The organism is Ancylobacter sonchi, from assembly GCF_018390695.1.
GTDB classification, from domain to species: domain Bacteria; phylum Pseudomonadota; class Alphaproteobacteria; order Rhizobiales; family Xanthobacteraceae; genus Ancylobacter; species Ancylobacter sonchi.
The window spans coordinates 223,042-239,519 of record NZ_JAHBGF010000036.1; the positions used below are offsets into that span (position 1 = coordinate 223,042).

16 protein-coding genes are annotated in these 16,478 nt (G+C 69.1%); 7 read left to right on the forward strand and 9 right to left on the reverse strand.

What is annotated here, in order from left to right; translation table 11 throughout:
• Positions 1-60: 60 nt before the first annotated feature.
• Positions 61-807, forward strand: coding sequence for a DUF3750 domain-containing protein (locus KHC28_RS21860; protein WP_214010478.1), 747 nt, complete (start codon positions 61-63; stop codon positions 805-807).
• Between the two features lie 65 nt (positions 808-872).
• On the opposite strand, the gene KHC28_RS21865 is transcribed toward KHC28_RS21860, so the two are convergent.
• Positions 873-1,211, reverse strand: a complete 339-nt coding sequence (locus KHC28_RS21865; RefSeq protein ID WP_214010479.1) for a hypothetical protein — start codon at positions 1,209-1,211, stop codon at positions 873-875.
• A 183-nt stretch (positions 1,212-1,394) separates the two neighbouring features.
• Between KHC28_RS21865 and KHC28_RS21870 the strand changes: the two genes are divergently transcribed.
• The gene (locus KHC28_RS21870; protein ID WP_214010480.1) at positions 1,395-2,000 is read left to right on the forward strand and encodes a nucleotidyltransferase domain-containing protein; all 606 of its coding nucleotides are present in this window, start codon (positions 1,395-1,397) and stop codon (positions 1,998-2,000) included.
• A 79-nt stretch (positions 2,001-2,079) separates the two neighbouring features.
• Here KHC28_RS21870 and glpX read toward each other — a convergent pair whose 3' ends face one another.
• From glpX to KHC28_RS21890, 4 genes are all read right to left on the reverse strand, one after another.
• Positions 2,080-3,078: a class II fructose-bisphosphatase gene (glpX, locus tag KHC28_RS21875; protein WP_214010481.1), complete on the reverse strand. Its 999-nt coding sequence runs from the start codon at positions 3,076-3,078 to the stop codon at positions 2,080-2,082.
• Positions 3,079-3,089: 11 nt separating this feature from the next.
• Positions 3,090-4,409, reverse strand: a complete 1,320-nt coding sequence (locus KHC28_RS21880) for a homoserine dehydrogenase (protein ID WP_214010482.1) — start codon at positions 4,407-4,409, stop codon at positions 3,090-3,092.
• A 57-nt stretch (positions 4,410-4,466) separates the two neighbouring features.
• Positions 4,467-5,684, reverse strand: a complete 1,218-nt coding sequence (locus KHC28_RS21885) for an LL-diaminopimelate aminotransferase (protein ID WP_214010483.1) — start codon at positions 5,682-5,684, stop codon at positions 4,467-4,469.
• 192 nt (positions 5,685-5,876) lie between these two features.
• On the reverse strand, positions 5,877-6,176 hold the full coding sequence (locus KHC28_RS21890) for a hypothetical protein (protein ID WP_214010484.1): 300 nt from the start codon (positions 6,174-6,176) through the stop codon (positions 5,877-5,879).
• Between the two features lie 904 nt (positions 6,177-7,080).
• Between KHC28_RS21890 and phaC the strand changes: the two genes are divergently transcribed.
• Together phaC and KHC28_RS21900 are read left to right on the forward strand one after the other, a co-directional pair.
• The gene (phaC, locus tag KHC28_RS21895) at positions 7,081-8,784 is read left to right on the forward strand and encodes a class I poly(R)-hydroxyalkanoic acid synthase (protein WP_214010878.1); all 1,704 of its coding nucleotides are present in this window, start codon (positions 7,081-7,083) and stop codon (positions 8,782-8,784) included.
• A complete protein-coding gene (locus KHC28_RS21900) occupies positions 8,781-9,605 on the forward strand; it encodes a lysozyme inhibitor LprI family protein (RefSeq protein WP_214010485.1) in 825 nt (274 codons plus the stop codon). Before phaC ends, KHC28_RS21900 begins: the two co-directional genes overlap by 4 nt.
• 8 nt (positions 9,606-9,613) lie before the next feature.
• Here KHC28_RS21900 and KHC28_RS21905 read toward each other — a convergent pair whose 3' ends face one another.
• Positions 9,614-10,231 carry a carbonic anhydrase gene (locus KHC28_RS21905; RefSeq protein ID WP_246565096.1) on the reverse strand — a complete coding sequence of 206 codons (618 nt, stop codon included), beginning with the start codon at positions 10,229-10,231 and terminating at the stop codon, positions 9,614-9,616.
• 198 nt (positions 10,232-10,429) lie between these two features.
• Positions 10,430-11,485, reverse strand: coding sequence for an N-acetyl-gamma-glutamyl-phosphate reductase (argC, locus tag KHC28_RS21910; protein ID WP_214010487.1), 1,056 nt, complete (start codon positions 11,483-11,485; stop codon positions 10,430-10,432).
• Positions 11,486-11,709: 224 nt separating this feature from the next.
• Between argC and KHC28_RS21915 the strand changes: the two genes are divergently transcribed.
• The 3 genes from KHC28_RS21915 to KHC28_RS21925 all read left to right on the forward strand — a co-directional run bounded on the left by KHC28_RS21915 (position 11,710) and on the right by KHC28_RS21925 (position 15,274).
• Positions 11,710-11,994 (forward strand): hypothetical protein, encoded by a 285-nt coding sequence (locus tag KHC28_RS21915; protein ID WP_214010488.1) that lies wholly within the window; start codon positions 11,710-11,712, stop codon positions 11,992-11,994.
• A 115-nt stretch (positions 11,995-12,109) separates the two neighbouring features.
• A complete protein-coding gene (gene parE / locus KHC28_RS21920) occupies positions 12,110-14,149 on the forward strand; it encodes a DNA topoisomerase IV subunit B (RefSeq protein ID WP_214010489.1) in 2,040 nt (679 codons plus the stop codon).
• A gap of 384 nt (positions 14,150-14,533) precedes the next feature.
• The gene (locus KHC28_RS21925; protein WP_214010490.1) at positions 14,534-15,274 is read left to right on the forward strand and encodes an SDR family oxidoreductase; all 741 of its coding nucleotides are present in this window, start codon (positions 14,534-14,536) and stop codon (positions 15,272-15,274) included.
• Between the two features lie 19 nt (positions 15,275-15,293).
• On the opposite strand, the gene KHC28_RS21930 is transcribed toward KHC28_RS21925, so the two are convergent.
• Entirely contained in the window at positions 15,294-15,923 is a 630-nt protein-coding gene (locus KHC28_RS21930; protein ID WP_214010491.1) for a LysE family translocator, read from the reverse strand.
• 1 nt (position 15,924) lies between these two features.
• Complete coding sequence (gene greA, locus KHC28_RS21935) at positions 15,925-16,407, reverse strand: transcription elongation factor GreA (protein WP_214010492.1); 483 nt, start codon at positions 16,405-16,407, stop codon at positions 15,925-15,927.
• Positions 16,408-16,478 lie beyond the last annotated feature (71 nt).

Below are 16,478 nucleotides of genomic sequence, written 5' to 3' on the forward strand. Positions count from 1 at the left end.
ATTTCGCCAGCCGGTCCGCCGGCGCTGGATTTGCGGCGGCGGGACGGACATGCTGCGCCGATGCTGCGCGCCACCCGTCTTGTCCGCCTCGGCCTTCTCTTCTTCTTCGCCCTGCCGCTCGCCGCCCACGCACTGGTGACCTGGCAGACCAGCGACCTCTCGATGAACTGGCGCTCGGCCGACTGGTCGAGCACCGGCACCCTGCCCGCCGCGACGCAGGTGCCGGAGGCGATGGTGCGCATCTATTGCGCGCCGGTCGGCGGCTGGCGCAGCATTTTCGCGGTGCATTGCTGGGTGGTGTACAAGGAGGCCGGCGCGAGCGCCTATGAGCGCTACGACGTGATGGGCTATTCCGGCGCCCCGATCCGCCACAACCGCTTCCCGCCCGACGGCAAATGGTACGGCAACACGCCGGAACTCGTCGCCGAGGCGACCGGAGCCGACGCGGCGGAGATGATCCCGAAAGTGAAGGCGGCGATCGCCGGCTATCCCTATGCGGATGCGGGCGACTACGTGATCTGGCCGGGGCCGAACTCCAACACCTTCATCGCCCATGTGGTGCGGCAGGTGCCGGAACTGGAGGCCGCCCTGCCCTCGACCGCCATCGGCAAGGACTACCCGGTCGACGGGAACTGGCTGGACTGGACGCCGTCGCGCACCGGCGTGACGCTGAGCCTCGACGGTTATGCCGGGCTGACGCTGGCCTGGGTGGAGGGCGTGGAGATCAACGTATTGGGCGCGGTGGCCGGCCTCGATCTGCGCCAGCCGGGCATCAAGCTGCCGGGCTTCGGACGCATCGGGCTGTAGCGCCGCCCCTCAACGGGCGCGGCAGGAAGACGGGCGCCGACGAGGCCGGCGCCCGCGAAAGCTGGTCAGGCGACCTTCTTCACCGTCTTGGCGACCTCGGCCACCTCGGCGTCATACTTGCCGGCGAGCGCGGCGAAGGCAGCGCCGTCCGACAGCGAACGCTTCAGGTCTTCCGCCCAGGTGATGTGGCGCAGGGTGAAGGTCGACGTCGCCGAGGAACCGTACTTCTTCGACAGGCGGACGTTCACCTTGAAGGGAATCGGCTCGGAAGCGAGATAGCGGGTGGTCGGGTGCTCCTTCACGAAGGCGGCGAACGCCTCGGCGACGGCGTCGTACTTGTCGGCGTCGATGAGGTCGGTGACCTTCGTCAGGAAGGCGGGGAGCGCGGAATGCGGGGCGGACATGGGTGTTTCCCTTTGCGAACGTCTTTGCATCCTCGCGGATGCTGGTCTGCGGCATCTGGTATACAGCACACCGAGCCAGTTCCAAAGCGCCAGATTTTCCGCTCGCCGCCGCGCGATGCCCCGCGAATGAAAAACGCTCCAGCACCGCGACGATCATCGCCCGCCTCCTTGCAGGAAGAACCTATGTCCGCCACGGCCGCCATCGACGAAGACAGCTGGTCGGCCTGGTCGCCGCAGGAGCTGGCGCGGCGCCTCGTGGACGTGACGGCGCCCTGGTGCGTGGCGGGCGGCTGGGCGCTCGACCTGTGGCAGGGCACGCAGACCCGCGACCATGAGGATATCGAGTTCACCGTGCTGGCGGAGCACCTGCCGGCGTTCCGGCGCGCGCTCGGGGCGATGGAGCTCTACACCGCCCATGCCGGGGTGCTGGCGCATCTGCCTGGTGACGCCGAGCCGCCGGCGCATGTCGCCCAGCTGTGGTGCCGCGACATCGCGGCCGGCTGCTGGCGGGCCGACATGATGATCGAGCGCGGCACCCCGTCGCGCTGGGTATACAAGCGCGACCCTTCCATCCATTGCCCGCGCACCGAGGCGGTCGGCACCACGCCGGCGGGCATCCCCTATCTGAAGCCGGCTATCGTTCTGCTGTTCAAGGCCCGGCACCGGCGGCCGAAGGACGAGGCCGACTTCGCCCGCGCGGTGCCGCGTCTGACGGCGGCGGAGCGGCAGCGCCTGAAGGGCTGGCTGGCCCATGCACATCCCGGCCACGACTGGGCCGGGGCGCTGTAGCGACAAAAGCAAAGGGGCGCGTTGCCGCGCCCCTCGCTGAAACGTCCGATGCACCGACGGCGATCAGCCGAGATGGAACTCAGCCGAGATGGAATTTGGCGAGGTTGCGATGCTCGGCCTCGATCCAGCGCACCGTGCCAGTGGCCGAGCGCATCACCACCGTATGGGTGGTGACGATGTCGTCGCGGCGATACTTCACGCCCTTCAACAGGTTGCCCGTGGTCACGCCGGTGGCGGCGAACAGGCAGTCGCCCTGTACCATGTCGTGGATGGTGTAGATCTTCTTCGGGTCGGAGACGCCCATCTTCTTGGCGCGCTCGCGCTTCTCCTCGGTGTCGAGGATCAGGCGGGTGTACATCTCGCCACCGATGCAGCGCAGCGCCGCCGCCGCCAGCACGCCCTCGGGCGCGCCGCCGGTGCCGATATAGATGTCGACGCCGGTCTCGTCCGGGTCGGTGGTGTGGATCACGCCGGCGACGTCGCCGTCGGTGATCAGCTGCACCGAGGCGCCGGTGGAGCGCGCCGCCTCGATGATCGCCGCATGGCGCGGACGGTCGAGGATCAGCGTGGTGATCTCGTGCGGCTTCACACCCTTGGCCTTGGCCAGCGAATGGATGTTGTCGGCCACCGAGGCGTCGATATCGATCGTGCCCTTGGGATAGCCCGGGCCGATGGCGATCTTGTCCATGTAGACGTCGGGCGCGTAGAGCATGGTGCCGCCCTCGGCCATCGCCATCACCGCGATGGAGCCGGGCATGTTCTTGGCGCACAGCGTGGTGCCCTCGAGCGGGTCGACGGCGATGTCGACCGCCGGGCCCTTGCCGGTGCCGAGTTCCTCACCGATGAACAGCATCGGCGCCTCGTCGCGCTCGCCCTCGCCGATCACGATGCGGCCGGCGATCGGCAGTCGGTTGAGCTCGCGCCGCATGGCGTCCACCGCCGCCTTGTCGGCGGCCTTCTCGTCGCCGCGCCCGCGCAGGCTCGCGGAGGCGACCGCCGCCCGCTCGGTGACGCGCACCAGTTCGAGCGTCAGGATACGCTCCAGCAACTGATCCGGTTTGATCGTGACTTCCGCCATCGTCCCAGCCCTCAATCCTTCTCGATCCGAATAACCTGCGGAGGCGACGTGATCACGCCATCGGCCTCGATGGCGTCGATCGCGCGGCGCACCGCCTCTTCCGTCGTCGCGTAAGTGATCAGCACCACTGGCGCAGGCCCCCCAGCGCTATCGGCCCGGTCGCCGCCATGCGGACGACCACGCCGATGCTGCATTATGGACTCGAGCGAGATGTTGCGCTCGGCCATATGACGGGCAATCGCTGCCGCCGTTCCGGGCCGATCGACGGCGGCGAGGCGGATATAGTAGCCGCCTTCGTGACGCTGGATCGCCGGCTTGCCGGCCGGACGCAGCCGCGCCGCCGGCCAGCCGAACGGCCGGCAATCGCGCGAAGCCGCGAGATCACACAGATCCCCGACCACCGCCGAGGCGGTGGCGTCGCCGCCGGCGCCGGGCCCGACCAGCGTCAGTGCCACCGCGTCGCCATCCACCGCCACCGCGTTGGTGACGCCGGAGACCTGCGCGATCGGCCAATGTTTAGGCACCATGGTCGGGTGGACCCGCAATTCGACGTCCTCGCCGGCACGGGCGGCGACGCCGAGCAGCTTCACCCGGTAGCCGAGTTCATCCGCCGCATCGAGGTCGGCGAGAGTGATCGAGCGGATGCCCTCGACATGGATGGCGTCCGGATCCGGCTGCACGCCGAAGGCCAGCGTCGCCAGCAAAGCGAGCTTGTGGGCGGTGTCGAAGCCGTCGACGTCGAAGGTCGGGTCGGCTTCGGCATAGCCGAGCTGCTGGGCTTCCTCGAGACAGGTCTCGAAAGACAGCCCCTCCTCGCGCATCTTGGTGAGGATGTAGTTGCAGGTGCCGTTGAGGATGCCGGAGACGCGGGCGATGCGGTTGCCCAGCAGCGCCTCGCGCAGCGTCTTGACGATCGGGATGCCGCCGGCGACCGCCGCCTCGAAATGGATGCCGGCGCCGCTCTGCTCCGCCAGCGCCGCCAGCGCGAGGCCGTGATGGGCAAGCAGCGCCTTGTTGGCGGTGACGACCGGCTTGCCGGCCTCCAGCGCCGCCGCGACCGCCTCGTGGGCGGCCCCGTCCGAGCCGCCGATCAGCTCGACGAAGACGTCGATGCCGGGATCACGGGCCAGCGCGACCGGGCTTTCCGCCCAGCGCACCGAGGAAAGATCGCAATCGCGCTTGCGCGAGCGGTCACGCGCACTGACCGCCACGACCTCGACCGCGCGCCCGCTGCGGGCGGCGATCTCGTCATTGCGACGGGCAAGCATGCGCATGACGCCCGCTCCGACCGTACCCAGGCCGGCGATGCCAATTTTGAGCGGCGGCGCCATCAAACTATCCGAACATCAGAAACAAAAGAACGGCGCCGGCCCGCAATCGACGGACACTCAACGCGCCGCAGCGAGCGGCACGACGTTGTGCAATGTTTCCGCGCCCGTTTCAAGAAAGCGCCGGACATTGCGCGCCGCCTGGCGGATGCGCTGTTCGTTCTCCACAAGCGCGATGCGCACATAATCGTCACCGTGCTCGCCGAAGCCGACGCCCGGCGCCACCGCGACATCCGCCTTCTCGATCAACAGCTTGGAGAACTCCAGGCTGCCGAGGTGGCGGAACTTCTCGGGGATCGGCGCCCAGGCGAACATCGAGGCGGTCGGCGAGGGAATCTCCCAGCCGGCCTTGCCGAAGCTGTCGACCAGCGCGTCGCGGCGCTTCCTGTAGACCGCGCGCATGTCGGCGATGCAGTCCTGCGGGCCGTTGAGCGCGGCGGTGGCGGCGACCTGGATCGGCGTATAGGCGCCGTAGTCGAGATAGGACTTCACGCGGGCCAGCGCGGCGATGAGCCGCTCGTTGCCCACCGCGAAGCCCATGCGCCAGCCGGCCATGGAGAAGGTCTTCGACATGGAGGTGAACTCCACCGTCACGTCGACGGCGCCCGGCACCTGCAGCACCGAGGGCGGCGGGTTGTCGTCGAAATACACCTCGGAATAAGCGAGGTCGGACAGCACGATGAGGTCGTGCTTCTTCGCGAAGGCCACCACGTCGCGGTAGAAGTCGAGATCGGCGACGCAGGCGGTCGGGTTCGACGGATAGCAGAGCACCAGCGCCAGCGGCGAGGGAATGGAGTGCGCCACCGCGCGCTCCAGCGCATGGAAGAATTCCGGCCCCGGCTCGCAGGGCACCGAGCGGATCGCCGCCCCCGCCATCAGGAAGCCGAAGGCATGGATCGGATAGGAGGGGTTCGGCACCAGGATCACGTCGCCCGGGGCGGTGATCGCCTGCGCCATGTTGGCGAAGCCTTCCTTCGAGCCGAGCGTGGCGACCACCTGGGTATCGGGGTTCACCTTCACGCCGAAGCGGCGCTCATAATAGGCCGCCTGCGCGCGACGCAGGCCGGGAATGCCCTTGGAGGCGGAATAACGGTCGGTGCGGGGCTTGCCGATGGTTTCCTTGAGCTTCTCCGCCACATGCGCGGGAGCGTCGAGGTCCGGGTTGCCCATGCCGAGGTCCACGATGTCGGCGCCACCGTTGCGGGCGGCGGCCTTCACGCGGTTGACCTGCTCGAACACATAGGGCGGCAGCCGGCGGATACGGTGGAAGTCGGTCATCGGTCTCAAGCTCCAAGCCGGCCGTTTTCCTCATACGGCGCGGCGCATCGGGCGTTTCTATCATTTTCACCACGCCCACCCCAGAAGGCATGACAAGCGATGGTGGCGCAAGCGTGGTGAATCAATCGGTAACAGGCCTCCGGAACGAGGCTCTTTGACGGGACTCTTGGCGGCCCCTGTCGACGATTTTCGCTACTGGCCGGACTGGAGATCGCCGCCCTGGTTGATCTGCTGTTCCATCTGGCCGGCGCGATTGCGGGCCATGCCCTCGAGGCTGGCCTGAGTCTGCGCCTGGGCCGTGGCGTCCATCACCGGACGGGTGCCGATCTGCGTCGGGGCGCCGAAGCTCGGATAGGCCAGTTTCTGGTCCGGCACGCTGGTCTTCGGCAGGCTCGGATTGGCGCAGCCGGCAAGGCCGAAACCCAGCGCCGCACAGGCAAGCAGGCGCGCCGGCGCGGACAGGTGGGACGAAATGGCGATACGGCGCGTCATGACCCTGTTTCCCGAACTGTCATCGACTCCGCGCTAGGCTCTCGCTCGAACCGGGCGTCGTGTCTATGATGCCCTCACCTATGAACGCACGCACCCGCGGGGACAAGCGGTGAATAATCGAAACGTCGACCGTTCCACCCGCCGGCGCCGCGCCGCCGAGCGCGCTCCCACCCCCGCAGAAACCGCGACGCCCGAGGCACCGGCTTCCGCCTCCCCGACCACCGGCGCGGCGAGCGGCGACCAGCCGGAGGCCGAGGGTGGCGGCAGAGCCGCGCGGCGCAGTGGCAAGACTGCCGTCACGGCGAAGACTGCGACGGCTGAAGCTGCCGCGCGCACGTCCACCCCGGCCGCAGCCGCGCCCGCCGAGACGGTGGCGCCCAAGGCGGCACGGACGGGATCGAAGGCGCGCGGCGCGGCAGCATCCAAGGGGTCGGCGGCCGAAAGCCCCGCGCCCAGGGGATCGGCATCCAAGAGCGTCGAAGCCAAGGACCCCGCACGCAAGAATTCGGCGCCCAAGTCCGCCGCACCCAAGCCGGCCGCACCCAAGCCTGCTGCGACCAAAACCGCGGCGACCAAAACTGCTGCGACCAAGTCGCGCGCCTCCGCCCCGGCCGCCGGCAAGACCGTGGCCGAGGCCATCGCGCCGGTCGCGCCCACTCCCCTGCCCCGGCCGCGCCGGACGGCACAGACCCGCCCGTCGCTGAGCCATGCGCGCCTCGCCCGGCGGCCGGAGCCCGAAAGCCCCGCCCGGACGCCCGAGCCGCCGCAGCCCGCCCCGCCCCCGGCCCCCCCGGCGGCGGCGGCACGTGCGGCGGATCGTCCGGAGCCGCCCGCGCCCGGCCCGGTCGACTTCGAGGCCTTCGCCGGCAACCTCGCCCGCCTCGTCGAGGAGGGCGGCAAGGCCATGGCCGCCTATCTGCGCCCGCGCGAGGAAGGCCGGGTGAAGGACGACATCGCCGAGGAGGTCGCCGACGTCATGAAGACGCTCGGCCATGTCGCCGAATACTGGCTGACCGACCCGCAGCGTACCGTCGACGTGCAGTCGCGGCTGATCGGCGGCTATCTGGCGCTGTGGTCCTCGACCCTCAAGCGGCTCTCCGGCGAGGAGGTGGCCCCCATCGCCCGGCCGCCGGCGCGCGACGGGCGCTTCGTCGATCCGGAATGGACCACCAACCCGTTCTTCGACGCGCTGAAGCAGACCTACCTGCTCACCGCCAACTGGGCGGAGAAGCTGGTCGAGGACGCCGAGATCGACACGCACACCAAGCACAAGGCCGAGTTCTACGTGCGGCAGATCGCCAGCGCGGTGTCGCCGTCGAACTTCGTCTTCACCAATCCCGAGCTGCTGCGCGCCACTTTCGCCTCCAATGGCGAGAATCTGGTGCGCGGCATGAAGATGCTGGCCGAGGACATCGAGGCCGGCGACGGCGAGCTGAAGATCCGCCAGACCGACGCCTCCAAGTTCAAGGTGGGCGAGAACCTAGCCGTCACCCCCGGCAAGGTGATCTTCCAGAACGAGCTGATGCAGCTCATCCAGTACAGCCCCACCACCGAGACGGCGCTGAAGGTGCCGGTGGTGATCGTGCCGCCCTGGATCAACAAGTTCTACGTGCTGGACCTCAACCCGGAGAAATCCTTCGTCCGCTGGGCGGTGGACCAAGGGCTGACGGTGTTCATCGTCTCCTGGATCAACCCCTCGCCGGCGCTCGCCGACAAGGGGTTCGAGGACTACATGCATTCCGGCGTGCTGTCGGCGATCGAGGTCGCCAAGCAGGCGGCCGACGTCGAGGAAGTGCATGCCGTCGGCTATTGCGTCGGCGGCACCATGCTCGCCATGACCCTGGCCTGGCTCGCCGCCGCCGGTCGCGATGTCGGCGTGCGCTCCGCCACCTACTTCACCACCCAGGTGGACTTCGCCCAGGCCGGCGACCTCAAGGTGTTCATCGACGAGGAGCAGGTGGCGGTGCTGGAGCGGCGGATGCTGGAATCCGGCATCATGGACGGCAGGGTGATGGCCAACGCCTTCAACATGCTGCGCGCCAACGACCTGATCTGGCCCTATGTGGTGAACAACTACCTGAAGGGGCAGGCGCCGTTCCCGTTCGACATCCTGTACTGGAATTCGGATTCGACCCGGCTGCCGCGGGCGAACCACTCCTTCTACCTGCGCAACTGCTACCTGGACAACAAATTCGCCACCGGCAACCTGACGCTGGCCGGCCATCGGCTCGACCTCGGCAAGGTGTCGATCCCGACCTACAGCCTGGCGACGCGCGAGGACCACATCGCCCCGGCGATCTCGGTGTTCAACGGGTTGCAGCTGTTCGGCACGCGGGCGCGCTTCGTGCTGGCGGGATCGGGCCACATCGCCGGGGTGATCAACCCGCCGGCCCGCGCCAAGTACCAGTACTGGACCGGCGACGCGACGTCCGGCAGCCTCGAGGACTGGATCGCCACCGCCGAGATGCATCCCGGCTCCTGGTGGCCGGACTGGCTCGCCTGGCTGGAAGCGCAAGGCCCCGAGCGGGTGCCGGCGCGTCCGCCGGGCGGCAACGTGTTCGACCCGATCGAGGATGCACCGGGCAGCTATGTGAAGGTGAAGACGTGAGACGGGCCGCCTCCGGCTGCGCGCTCGGCTTCATGGCCATGCTTGGTCTTCTACCGGGCGCCGGATTGGGCGTGACGCCCGCCGGCGCGGCGAGCTTCGATTGCGGCAAGGCGCAGACGCCGGACGAGCGCGCCGTCTGCGCCGATCCGACCCTCTCGGCCCTCGACAGCGAGATGGGCGGCCTGTGGTTCAGCTATAGCCGCTTCCAGCTGATGATGGGCGCCAATGGCAACCGGCGCGACGACGCCCGCGCCTTCCTCGACGCGCGGGCGAAATGCGGCGGGACCGTCGCCTGCCTCACCCCGCTCTACCGCCAGCGCAACATCGCTCTGAAGCAGCAGGTCGCCGCGACCATCGTCGACCTCACCCGGCAGGCCGACACGCCCTCTGCCGTCGATGCCCCGCCCCTGCCGCAGCCGGTAATGAACGAGATCGGCAATTTCTACGCGCAATGCCGCGACTTCGGCGGCGTTCTGCAGGGCAATGCCTCGCCGGACACGATGAGCGCCGACCTCGACCATGACGGCCGGCCGGACTACGTGCTCAACAGCCAGAACCTGCGCTGCGACGGCGCCGCCACCGCCTATTGCTCGAACAATGGCTGCGACATCTCGGTGAGCCTGTCGAGCACCGGCTACGCGCCGCTGAAGCTGCGCGGCGGCCGCCCGACGCTGGTCCAGGGCGCCAAGCAGACCGAACTCGACCTCTGGGTCGACCGCAGCCAGTGCAAGGACACCGCGCCCGGCGCCGCCTGCTGGGCCAGCTGGCGATGGGACGGCGCGACGCTGGCGCCGAGCTACGCGGCACGCCCGGCGCCCTGAGCGCGCGATCAGGCGAGAAAATCGACCTTGCCGCTCGCGAGATCGTAGACGCCGCCGACCACGCGCAGCTTCTTCGCGGCGATGGCCTCCGCCACGATCTCGCTGGCCGTGGCGATGTGGTCGCTCACCTCCCCGACATTAGTGCGGATGGCGTCGGCCAGCTCCGTATGCCCCTCGCGGCGGGCCCGCAGCACGGCCGGCACGATCGGCTGCACCATGTCGCCGATGAAGCCCGGGAAGCGCGTGCCGGCGGAAGCCACGTCGACCGCCGCCTCCACCGCGCCGCACTGGCTGTGCCCCATCACCACGACGAGCGGCGCGCCGAGCACCGCCACCGCATATTCGATGGAGCCGATGGCGGTGACGTCGGCCGTGTTGCCGGCGACGCGGATGATGAACAACTCGCCCAACCCGGTGGTGAAGACATGCTCCGGCGGGGTGCGCGAATCCGAGCAGCCGAGCACCACGGCGAAGGGCGCCTGGCCGGCGCTCAGCGTGCTGATCGGCACCGGCCCGCCGGCCGGGGTGCAGGCGCCGCCGGCGACAAAGGCAGCATTGCCGGCCTTCAGCTTGGCCAGCGCCTCGTCGGCGGACAGGCTGGTCTTCGTGACGGGAGACGCCGCCAAGACTGGGGACGATCCGAGCCCGGTCGCGGCGACGCAGCCGCAGGCCAACGTCCCGAACAACTTACGGCGAGACACGACAGACGAAGTAGTCATGACGGACTCCATGGGCTGAAAGCCGCCCATGGAGCGCACCATTATACCAAAGTTGCAATTGGTAGTATTCCGCTCTCCCGGCACGCCGGAAGAGCTCTCGACGGCTCAGGGGAACAGCGGCAGCTGCTCCAGCCCCAGCGTCTCGGGGAAGCCGAGCACGAGGTTCATGTTCTGCACCGCCTGGCCCGACGCACCCTTGACGAGGTTGTCGGTGGTGGAGATCAGGATCACCCGGCCGGGCTGGCGGTCGGCGATCACGCCCATGACGATCAGGTTCGACCCCTTCACGAAGCGCGTCTGCGGCACCTGGCCGAGCGGCAGCACGTGCACGAAGGGCTCATTCGCGTAGAACTCCGACAGCACGCGATGCACGTCGGCGGCGCCGACGCCGGCGCCGGTGGTGGCATAGATCGTCGCGTAGATGCCGCGGCTCATCGGGATGAGATGCGGGGTAAAGCTCGGCACGATCGAGCGGCCGGCGGCCTTGGAATATTCCTGGTCGAGCTCCGCCATGTGCCGGTGATGGCCGACGCCATAGGCGTGCATGCCGTCGGTCACCTCGGTGAACAGCAGGTTCTCCTTGGCCGAGCGGCCGGCGCCGGTGACGCCGCTCTTGGCGTCGACGACGAGGCCCTCCGGCTCGATGGCGCCCGCCTCGATCAGCGGCACCACCGGCAGGATGGCGGTGGTGGTGTAGCAGCCGGGATTGGCGATCAGCCGCGCCTTGCGGATGTCGTCGCGATAGAGCTCGACGAGGCCGTACACCGCTTCCTGCTGCAGCTCCAGTGCCTGATGCGCGTGGCCGTACCACTGCTCATAGGCGCCGGGATCGCGCAGGCGGAAATCCGCCGACAGGTCGACCATCTTGATGTGCGGCGCGGCCTCGAACACCCGCTTGATCACCTGCTGCGTGGTGCCATGCGGCAAGGCGCAGAAGGCGAGATCGACGTTCGACCACGCCACTTCGTCGATGGTGACGAGCTTGGGCAGAGCGAGCTTGCCGAATTGCGGGAAGACGTCGGCCATCGACTGGCCGGCCTTGCGGTCGGCGGTGAGGGCGACGATCTCGACACGCGGATGGCGGGCGAGCAGGCGCACCAGTTCCGAGCCGGTGTAGCCCGAGGCCCCGAGTATGGCGATCCGCGCCTTCGTCTCCGTCATCGTCCGTCTCCCTGAAGAGGGTGCAAGCTATTGTTAACCGTCTGTCGGCGAGCATGCGCCGAGCCCGCGCACTTACACCCGTTGCGCGACGGACGGAAGACGGCGGCCCCCGGCGCAGCCGCCGCGTTTGCGCAGGGCTGCCGTGCGCCATATGACGGGAACGAAGGCGCCCATCTTGGTATTGCCTTCCCGCTGCCCGTCACGGGCCAGTAAGGAGCCCCGCAATGACCTATCCCTTCGCTCTCCTCTCGCTTGGCATGAACATGGCCCGGCTCGGACTCGACGCGCAGGTCGTCGTCGCCGAACGCCTGCATCTGCTGGCGAAGGGCGATCTTACCGCCGGCGTCGAGGCGACGAGGATGGTGGCAGAGAAGATGCTGGCGATGGGCGAGGCCAATGCCCGGCTGGCCCAAGCCGCCGCCTCGGGCCGGCTCGACCGGGTGGGGCCGGAAATCGTGAAGCTCTATGGCCGCAAGGTGCGCGCCAATCGACGGCGGCTCGGCAAATAAGTCACGCCCGGCGGGTTTTCGTTCACGAAACGTTCACGCCTATGACTCACACTGGCATAATGTGGTGTAATGGGGCGATCCTGAATTGCCCGCCAGCGAAAGCCTCACCCGTCCTATGTCCGATCCGAAGCCGTCCCTGTTCGATGCCATGCCCGAGGCGCCGCGCCCCGCCGCTGCCAAGCCGGTCCGGGCCGCCGCTCAGCCGACCGGCGCGGAGAGCGCCTACACCGCCGCGCATATCGAGGTGCTGGAGGGGCTGGAGCCGGTACGCCGCCGGCCGGGCATGTATATCGGCGGCACCGACGAGAAGGCGCTGCACCACCTCTTCGCCGAGGTGATCGACAATTCGATGGACGAAGCGGTGGCCGGCCATGCCAGCTTCATCGATGTCGAACTGACCGCCGATGGCTTCCTCACCGTCACCGACAATGGCCGCGGCATTCCGATCGAGAATCATCCGAAGTTCCCCGGCAAGTCGGCGCTGGAGGTGATCCTCACCACGCTGCACGCCGGCGGCAAGTTCGATTCGAAGGTCTACGAGACCTCCGGCGGCCTCCACGGCGTCGGCGTCTCGGTGGTGAACGCGCTCTCCGACGTGCTGGAGATCGAGGTGGCGCGCGGCCAGACGCTGTACCGCCAGACCTATTCACGCGGCCTGCCGCAGGGCCCGCTCGCCGAGGTCGGCCGGGTACTGAACCGGCGCGGCACGCGGGTGCGTTTCCATCCCGATCCGCAGATCTTCGGCCCTGAGGCGAAGTTCAAGCCCGCGCGCGTGTTCAAGATGGCCCGTTCCAAGGCCTATCTGTTCGGCGGCGTCGAAATCCGCTGGAACTGCGATGCCTCGCTCGTCGCCGGCACCGATGTGCCGGCCGAGGCGGTGTTCCGCTTCCCCGGCGGACTGAAGGACTATCTCGCCGCCGACATCGCCGGCAACACGCTGGTGCATCCGGAGATCTTCTCCGGCAAGACCTCGCGGCCCGGCGGCCACGGCTCGGCGGAATGGGCGGTGGCCTGGCTGGCCGATGCCGACGGCGCGGTCTCCTCCTATTGCAACACCATCCCCACCGCCGAGGGCGGCACCCACGAGGCCGGCTTCCGCTCCGCCCTGCTGCGCGGCCTGCGCGACCATGCCGAGCGCACCGGCAGTGCCAAGCGGGCGAGTTCCATCACCTCCGACGACATCATGGCCGGCTGCGCGGCGATGCTGTCGGTGTTCGTGCGCGAGCCGGAATTCCAGGGACAGACCAAGGAAAAGCTCGCCACCGCCGAAGCCGCCCGCATCGTCGAGCAGGCGATCCGCGACCCGTTCGACCACTGGCTCGGCGGCAACCCGGTGCAGGCGAACCGGCTGCTCGACTTCGTGATCGAGCGCGCCGAGGAACGGCTGCGGCGCCGGCAGGAAAAGGAAATCTCCCGCAAGAGCGCGGTGCGCAAATTGCGCCTGCCCGGCAAGCTCGCCGACTGCTCCAACAATTCGGCGGCCGGTTCCGAGCTGTTCATCGTCGAGGGCGATTCGGCCGGCGGCTCGGCCAAGCAGGCGCGCGAGCGCCAGACCCAGGCTGTGCTACCGCTGCGCGGCAAGATCCTCAACGTCGCCAGCGCCGGGCGCGACAAGCTCGCCCAGAACCAGCAGATCGCCGACCTGATCCAGGCGCTGGGCTGCGGCACCGGCACCCAGTATCGCGAGGAAGACCTGCGCTATGAGCGCGTGGTCATCATGACTGACGCCGATGTCGACGGTGCGCACATCGCCTCGCTGCTGGTCACCTTCTTCTTCCGGCAGATGCCGAAGATGATCGAGAACGGCCACCTCTTCCTCGCCGTGCCGCCGCTCTACCGCATTACCCAGGGCGCCAAGACGCTCTATGCCCGCGACGAGGCGCACCGCAACGAACTGCTCGCCAAGGAGTTCTCCGGCCGCGGCAAGGTGGAGATCGGCCGCTTCAAGGGCCTCGGCGAGATGATGCCGGCGCAGCTGAAGGAAACCACGATGAGCCGGAAGACGCGCACGCTGCTGCGCGTCACCGTCGACGACGCCGAGCGCGCCGAAACCGCCGACGCCATCGAGCGGCTGATGGGCAACAAGCCGGAAAGCCGCTTCACCTTCATTTCCGAGCGCGCCGCCTTCGCCAGCGAGGCATTGCTGGATATCTGAACGGCGCGTCGACTCGCCTCGGATGCACCCTTGGCGGCGTGGAATGGCCGCAGCGAGTGGGATGGCGGAGACGGCCGGCACGCTATTCCGGCATCCACGTCGACGCCGTCCCGGCGAAACCCCTTGCCATGATGGACGCGAGTGGTGCCCGACCCATTTCCGGCTGACCGGTTCGAGGCGAGCGGGCGTGGGCCGCAGGCTGGTCCATCCCGGCCGGCGGTGCAGCACGAACCGTCGTCGGGCGGACCGCTCGGCAGGTTGCCCCCGTCCTGCACGCCCCAGCCGGCGAACAGGTGCGGGATGGTCCTGCGGGTCCCCGCCGTCAGCCCGATGGTCACGGCTCGACGTCTCACGGCACAATTCTGGACAGGAACGAGGTCCCCGATGTCCCGATTTTCCGGCAAGAACGTGCTCATCACCGGCGGTAGCGGCGGCATGGGGCTCGCCGGCGCCCGGCGCATTGCAACGGAAGGCGGACGCGTCGCGATCACCGGGCGCGATGCCGGGCGGCTGGCCGAGGCGCGCGCCGCCCTCCCCGAAGGCTCGCTGATACTGCACAACGACGCCGCCGATCCGGCCGCCGGCGGGGCGCTCGCGGAATATCTGGAGGGCTTCGCGCCGCTCAATGGCCTGTGGCTCAACGCCGCTTATGCGACCGTCGGCCCTCTGGAAGCGATCGACGCGCCCGCCTTCGACGCCATGATGGCCGCCAATGTGCGCGGGCCGATGCTGCAGCTCGCCGCGCTCTCGCCGCTGCTGGCGCCCGGCGCCTCGGTGGTCGTCACCTCGTCGAGCTCGACCTATGAGGGCGCGGCGATGACCAGCCTCTACGCCGCCACCAAGGGAGCGGTCGTCGCCATGGCGCGCTCATGGGCCTCGGCCCTCGCGCCGCGTGGCATCCGGGTCAACGTGCTGGTGCCCGGCCCGATCGAGACCAATTTCCGGCATTTCCTGCCCGAGGAGGCGCGCGGCGCCTTCGAGAGCTTCGTGGTCAACCAGGTACCGCTCGGCCGCGCCGGGACCGCCGAGGAAGCTGCCGCCGTGGCGCTGTTCCTGCTCTCGGACGACGCGTCCTATGTCACCGGCAGCCAATATGCCGTCGACGGCGGACTGATCATGCTGTGAGCACGCGGCATCGCGGATTCTAGCGCCGCTCGAAGGCGATCCGCGCGGCGAGGCCGAGGAAGATCACCCCGGTGGCGCGCTGGAACCATCGCGCGAAACCGGCGCGGTGCGACAGCCAGCGACCCACGGCGCCGGCAAAGCCGCCGACGAGGCCGTTCACGATCATGCCGCCGACATTGAGGATCGTCCCCAGCAGCAGGAACTGCGCGAAGGGCGAGCCGCGCGCGGGATCGACGAATTGCGGCAGGAAGGCCAGCACGAAGACGATGATCTTCGGATTGGCGAGGTTCACCAGCACCGCCTGCCGGAACGCCGCCCCGGCCGTGCCGCGCCGGGCATTCGCCGTGCCGGCGATGGGCCCCGCCGCGGTGAAGGCCTTGATCGCCAGCCAGACCAGATAGGCGACGCCCACCCAGCGTATCGCCTCGAAGGCGGCGGGATGCGCCGCCAGCAGCGCCGCCAGCCCCAGCGCAGCGGCGATCGTATGGATGAAGCCGCCGGCGGTGATGCCGAGGCTGGCCGCCAGCCCGGCGCCGGGGCCGGACTTCATGCCCTGCCCGAGGCAGAACAGCATGTCGTTGCCAGGGGTCAGGTTCAGCATCAGCGCGGCCGGCGCGAAGACCAGCAAGGTTTCCGGCGAGATCAGCATGTCAGTTCCCAAGGGTTTCCGGCGCCACGTCGACGGCGACGATGTCCATGGTGCCGGCCGGCATCTCGATCTCATCGCCGATCCATTTGCCCATCAGCGCCCGCGCCACCGGCGAGACCCAGGCGATGCGGCCCTCCCGCGGCTCGGCCTCGTCCTCGCCGACGATGCGGAAGGTGCGGCGCCCGCCATTGGCGGCCTCGAGCGTCACCGCCATGCCGAAGGTGATGGCCTCGCCCTGCGCCGGCGGATCGACCGGCTCGGCATTGGCGCGCCGTGCGCTCCAGTAGCGCAGCTCGCGCGAGGCCCGCGCGACGGCATCGCGCTCGCCCCCTGCGCCGGCGGCGGCGAGCGCCTCGCGATGGCGGGCGACCTCGGCCTCGATCAAGGCGAGGCCGCGCCGGGTGACGAGGTTGCGATGGGGGCTGAGCGGACGGTCGGGCAGCGTCTCGGCGCCGCCATCCTCCTTGACGAAGGCACGGCTCATGGCGCCCTCCGATGCCGGCCGCCCGACCGCGCCGGCAGAGCGGGACTGCACTCTCTCGGCATGTTGCGACA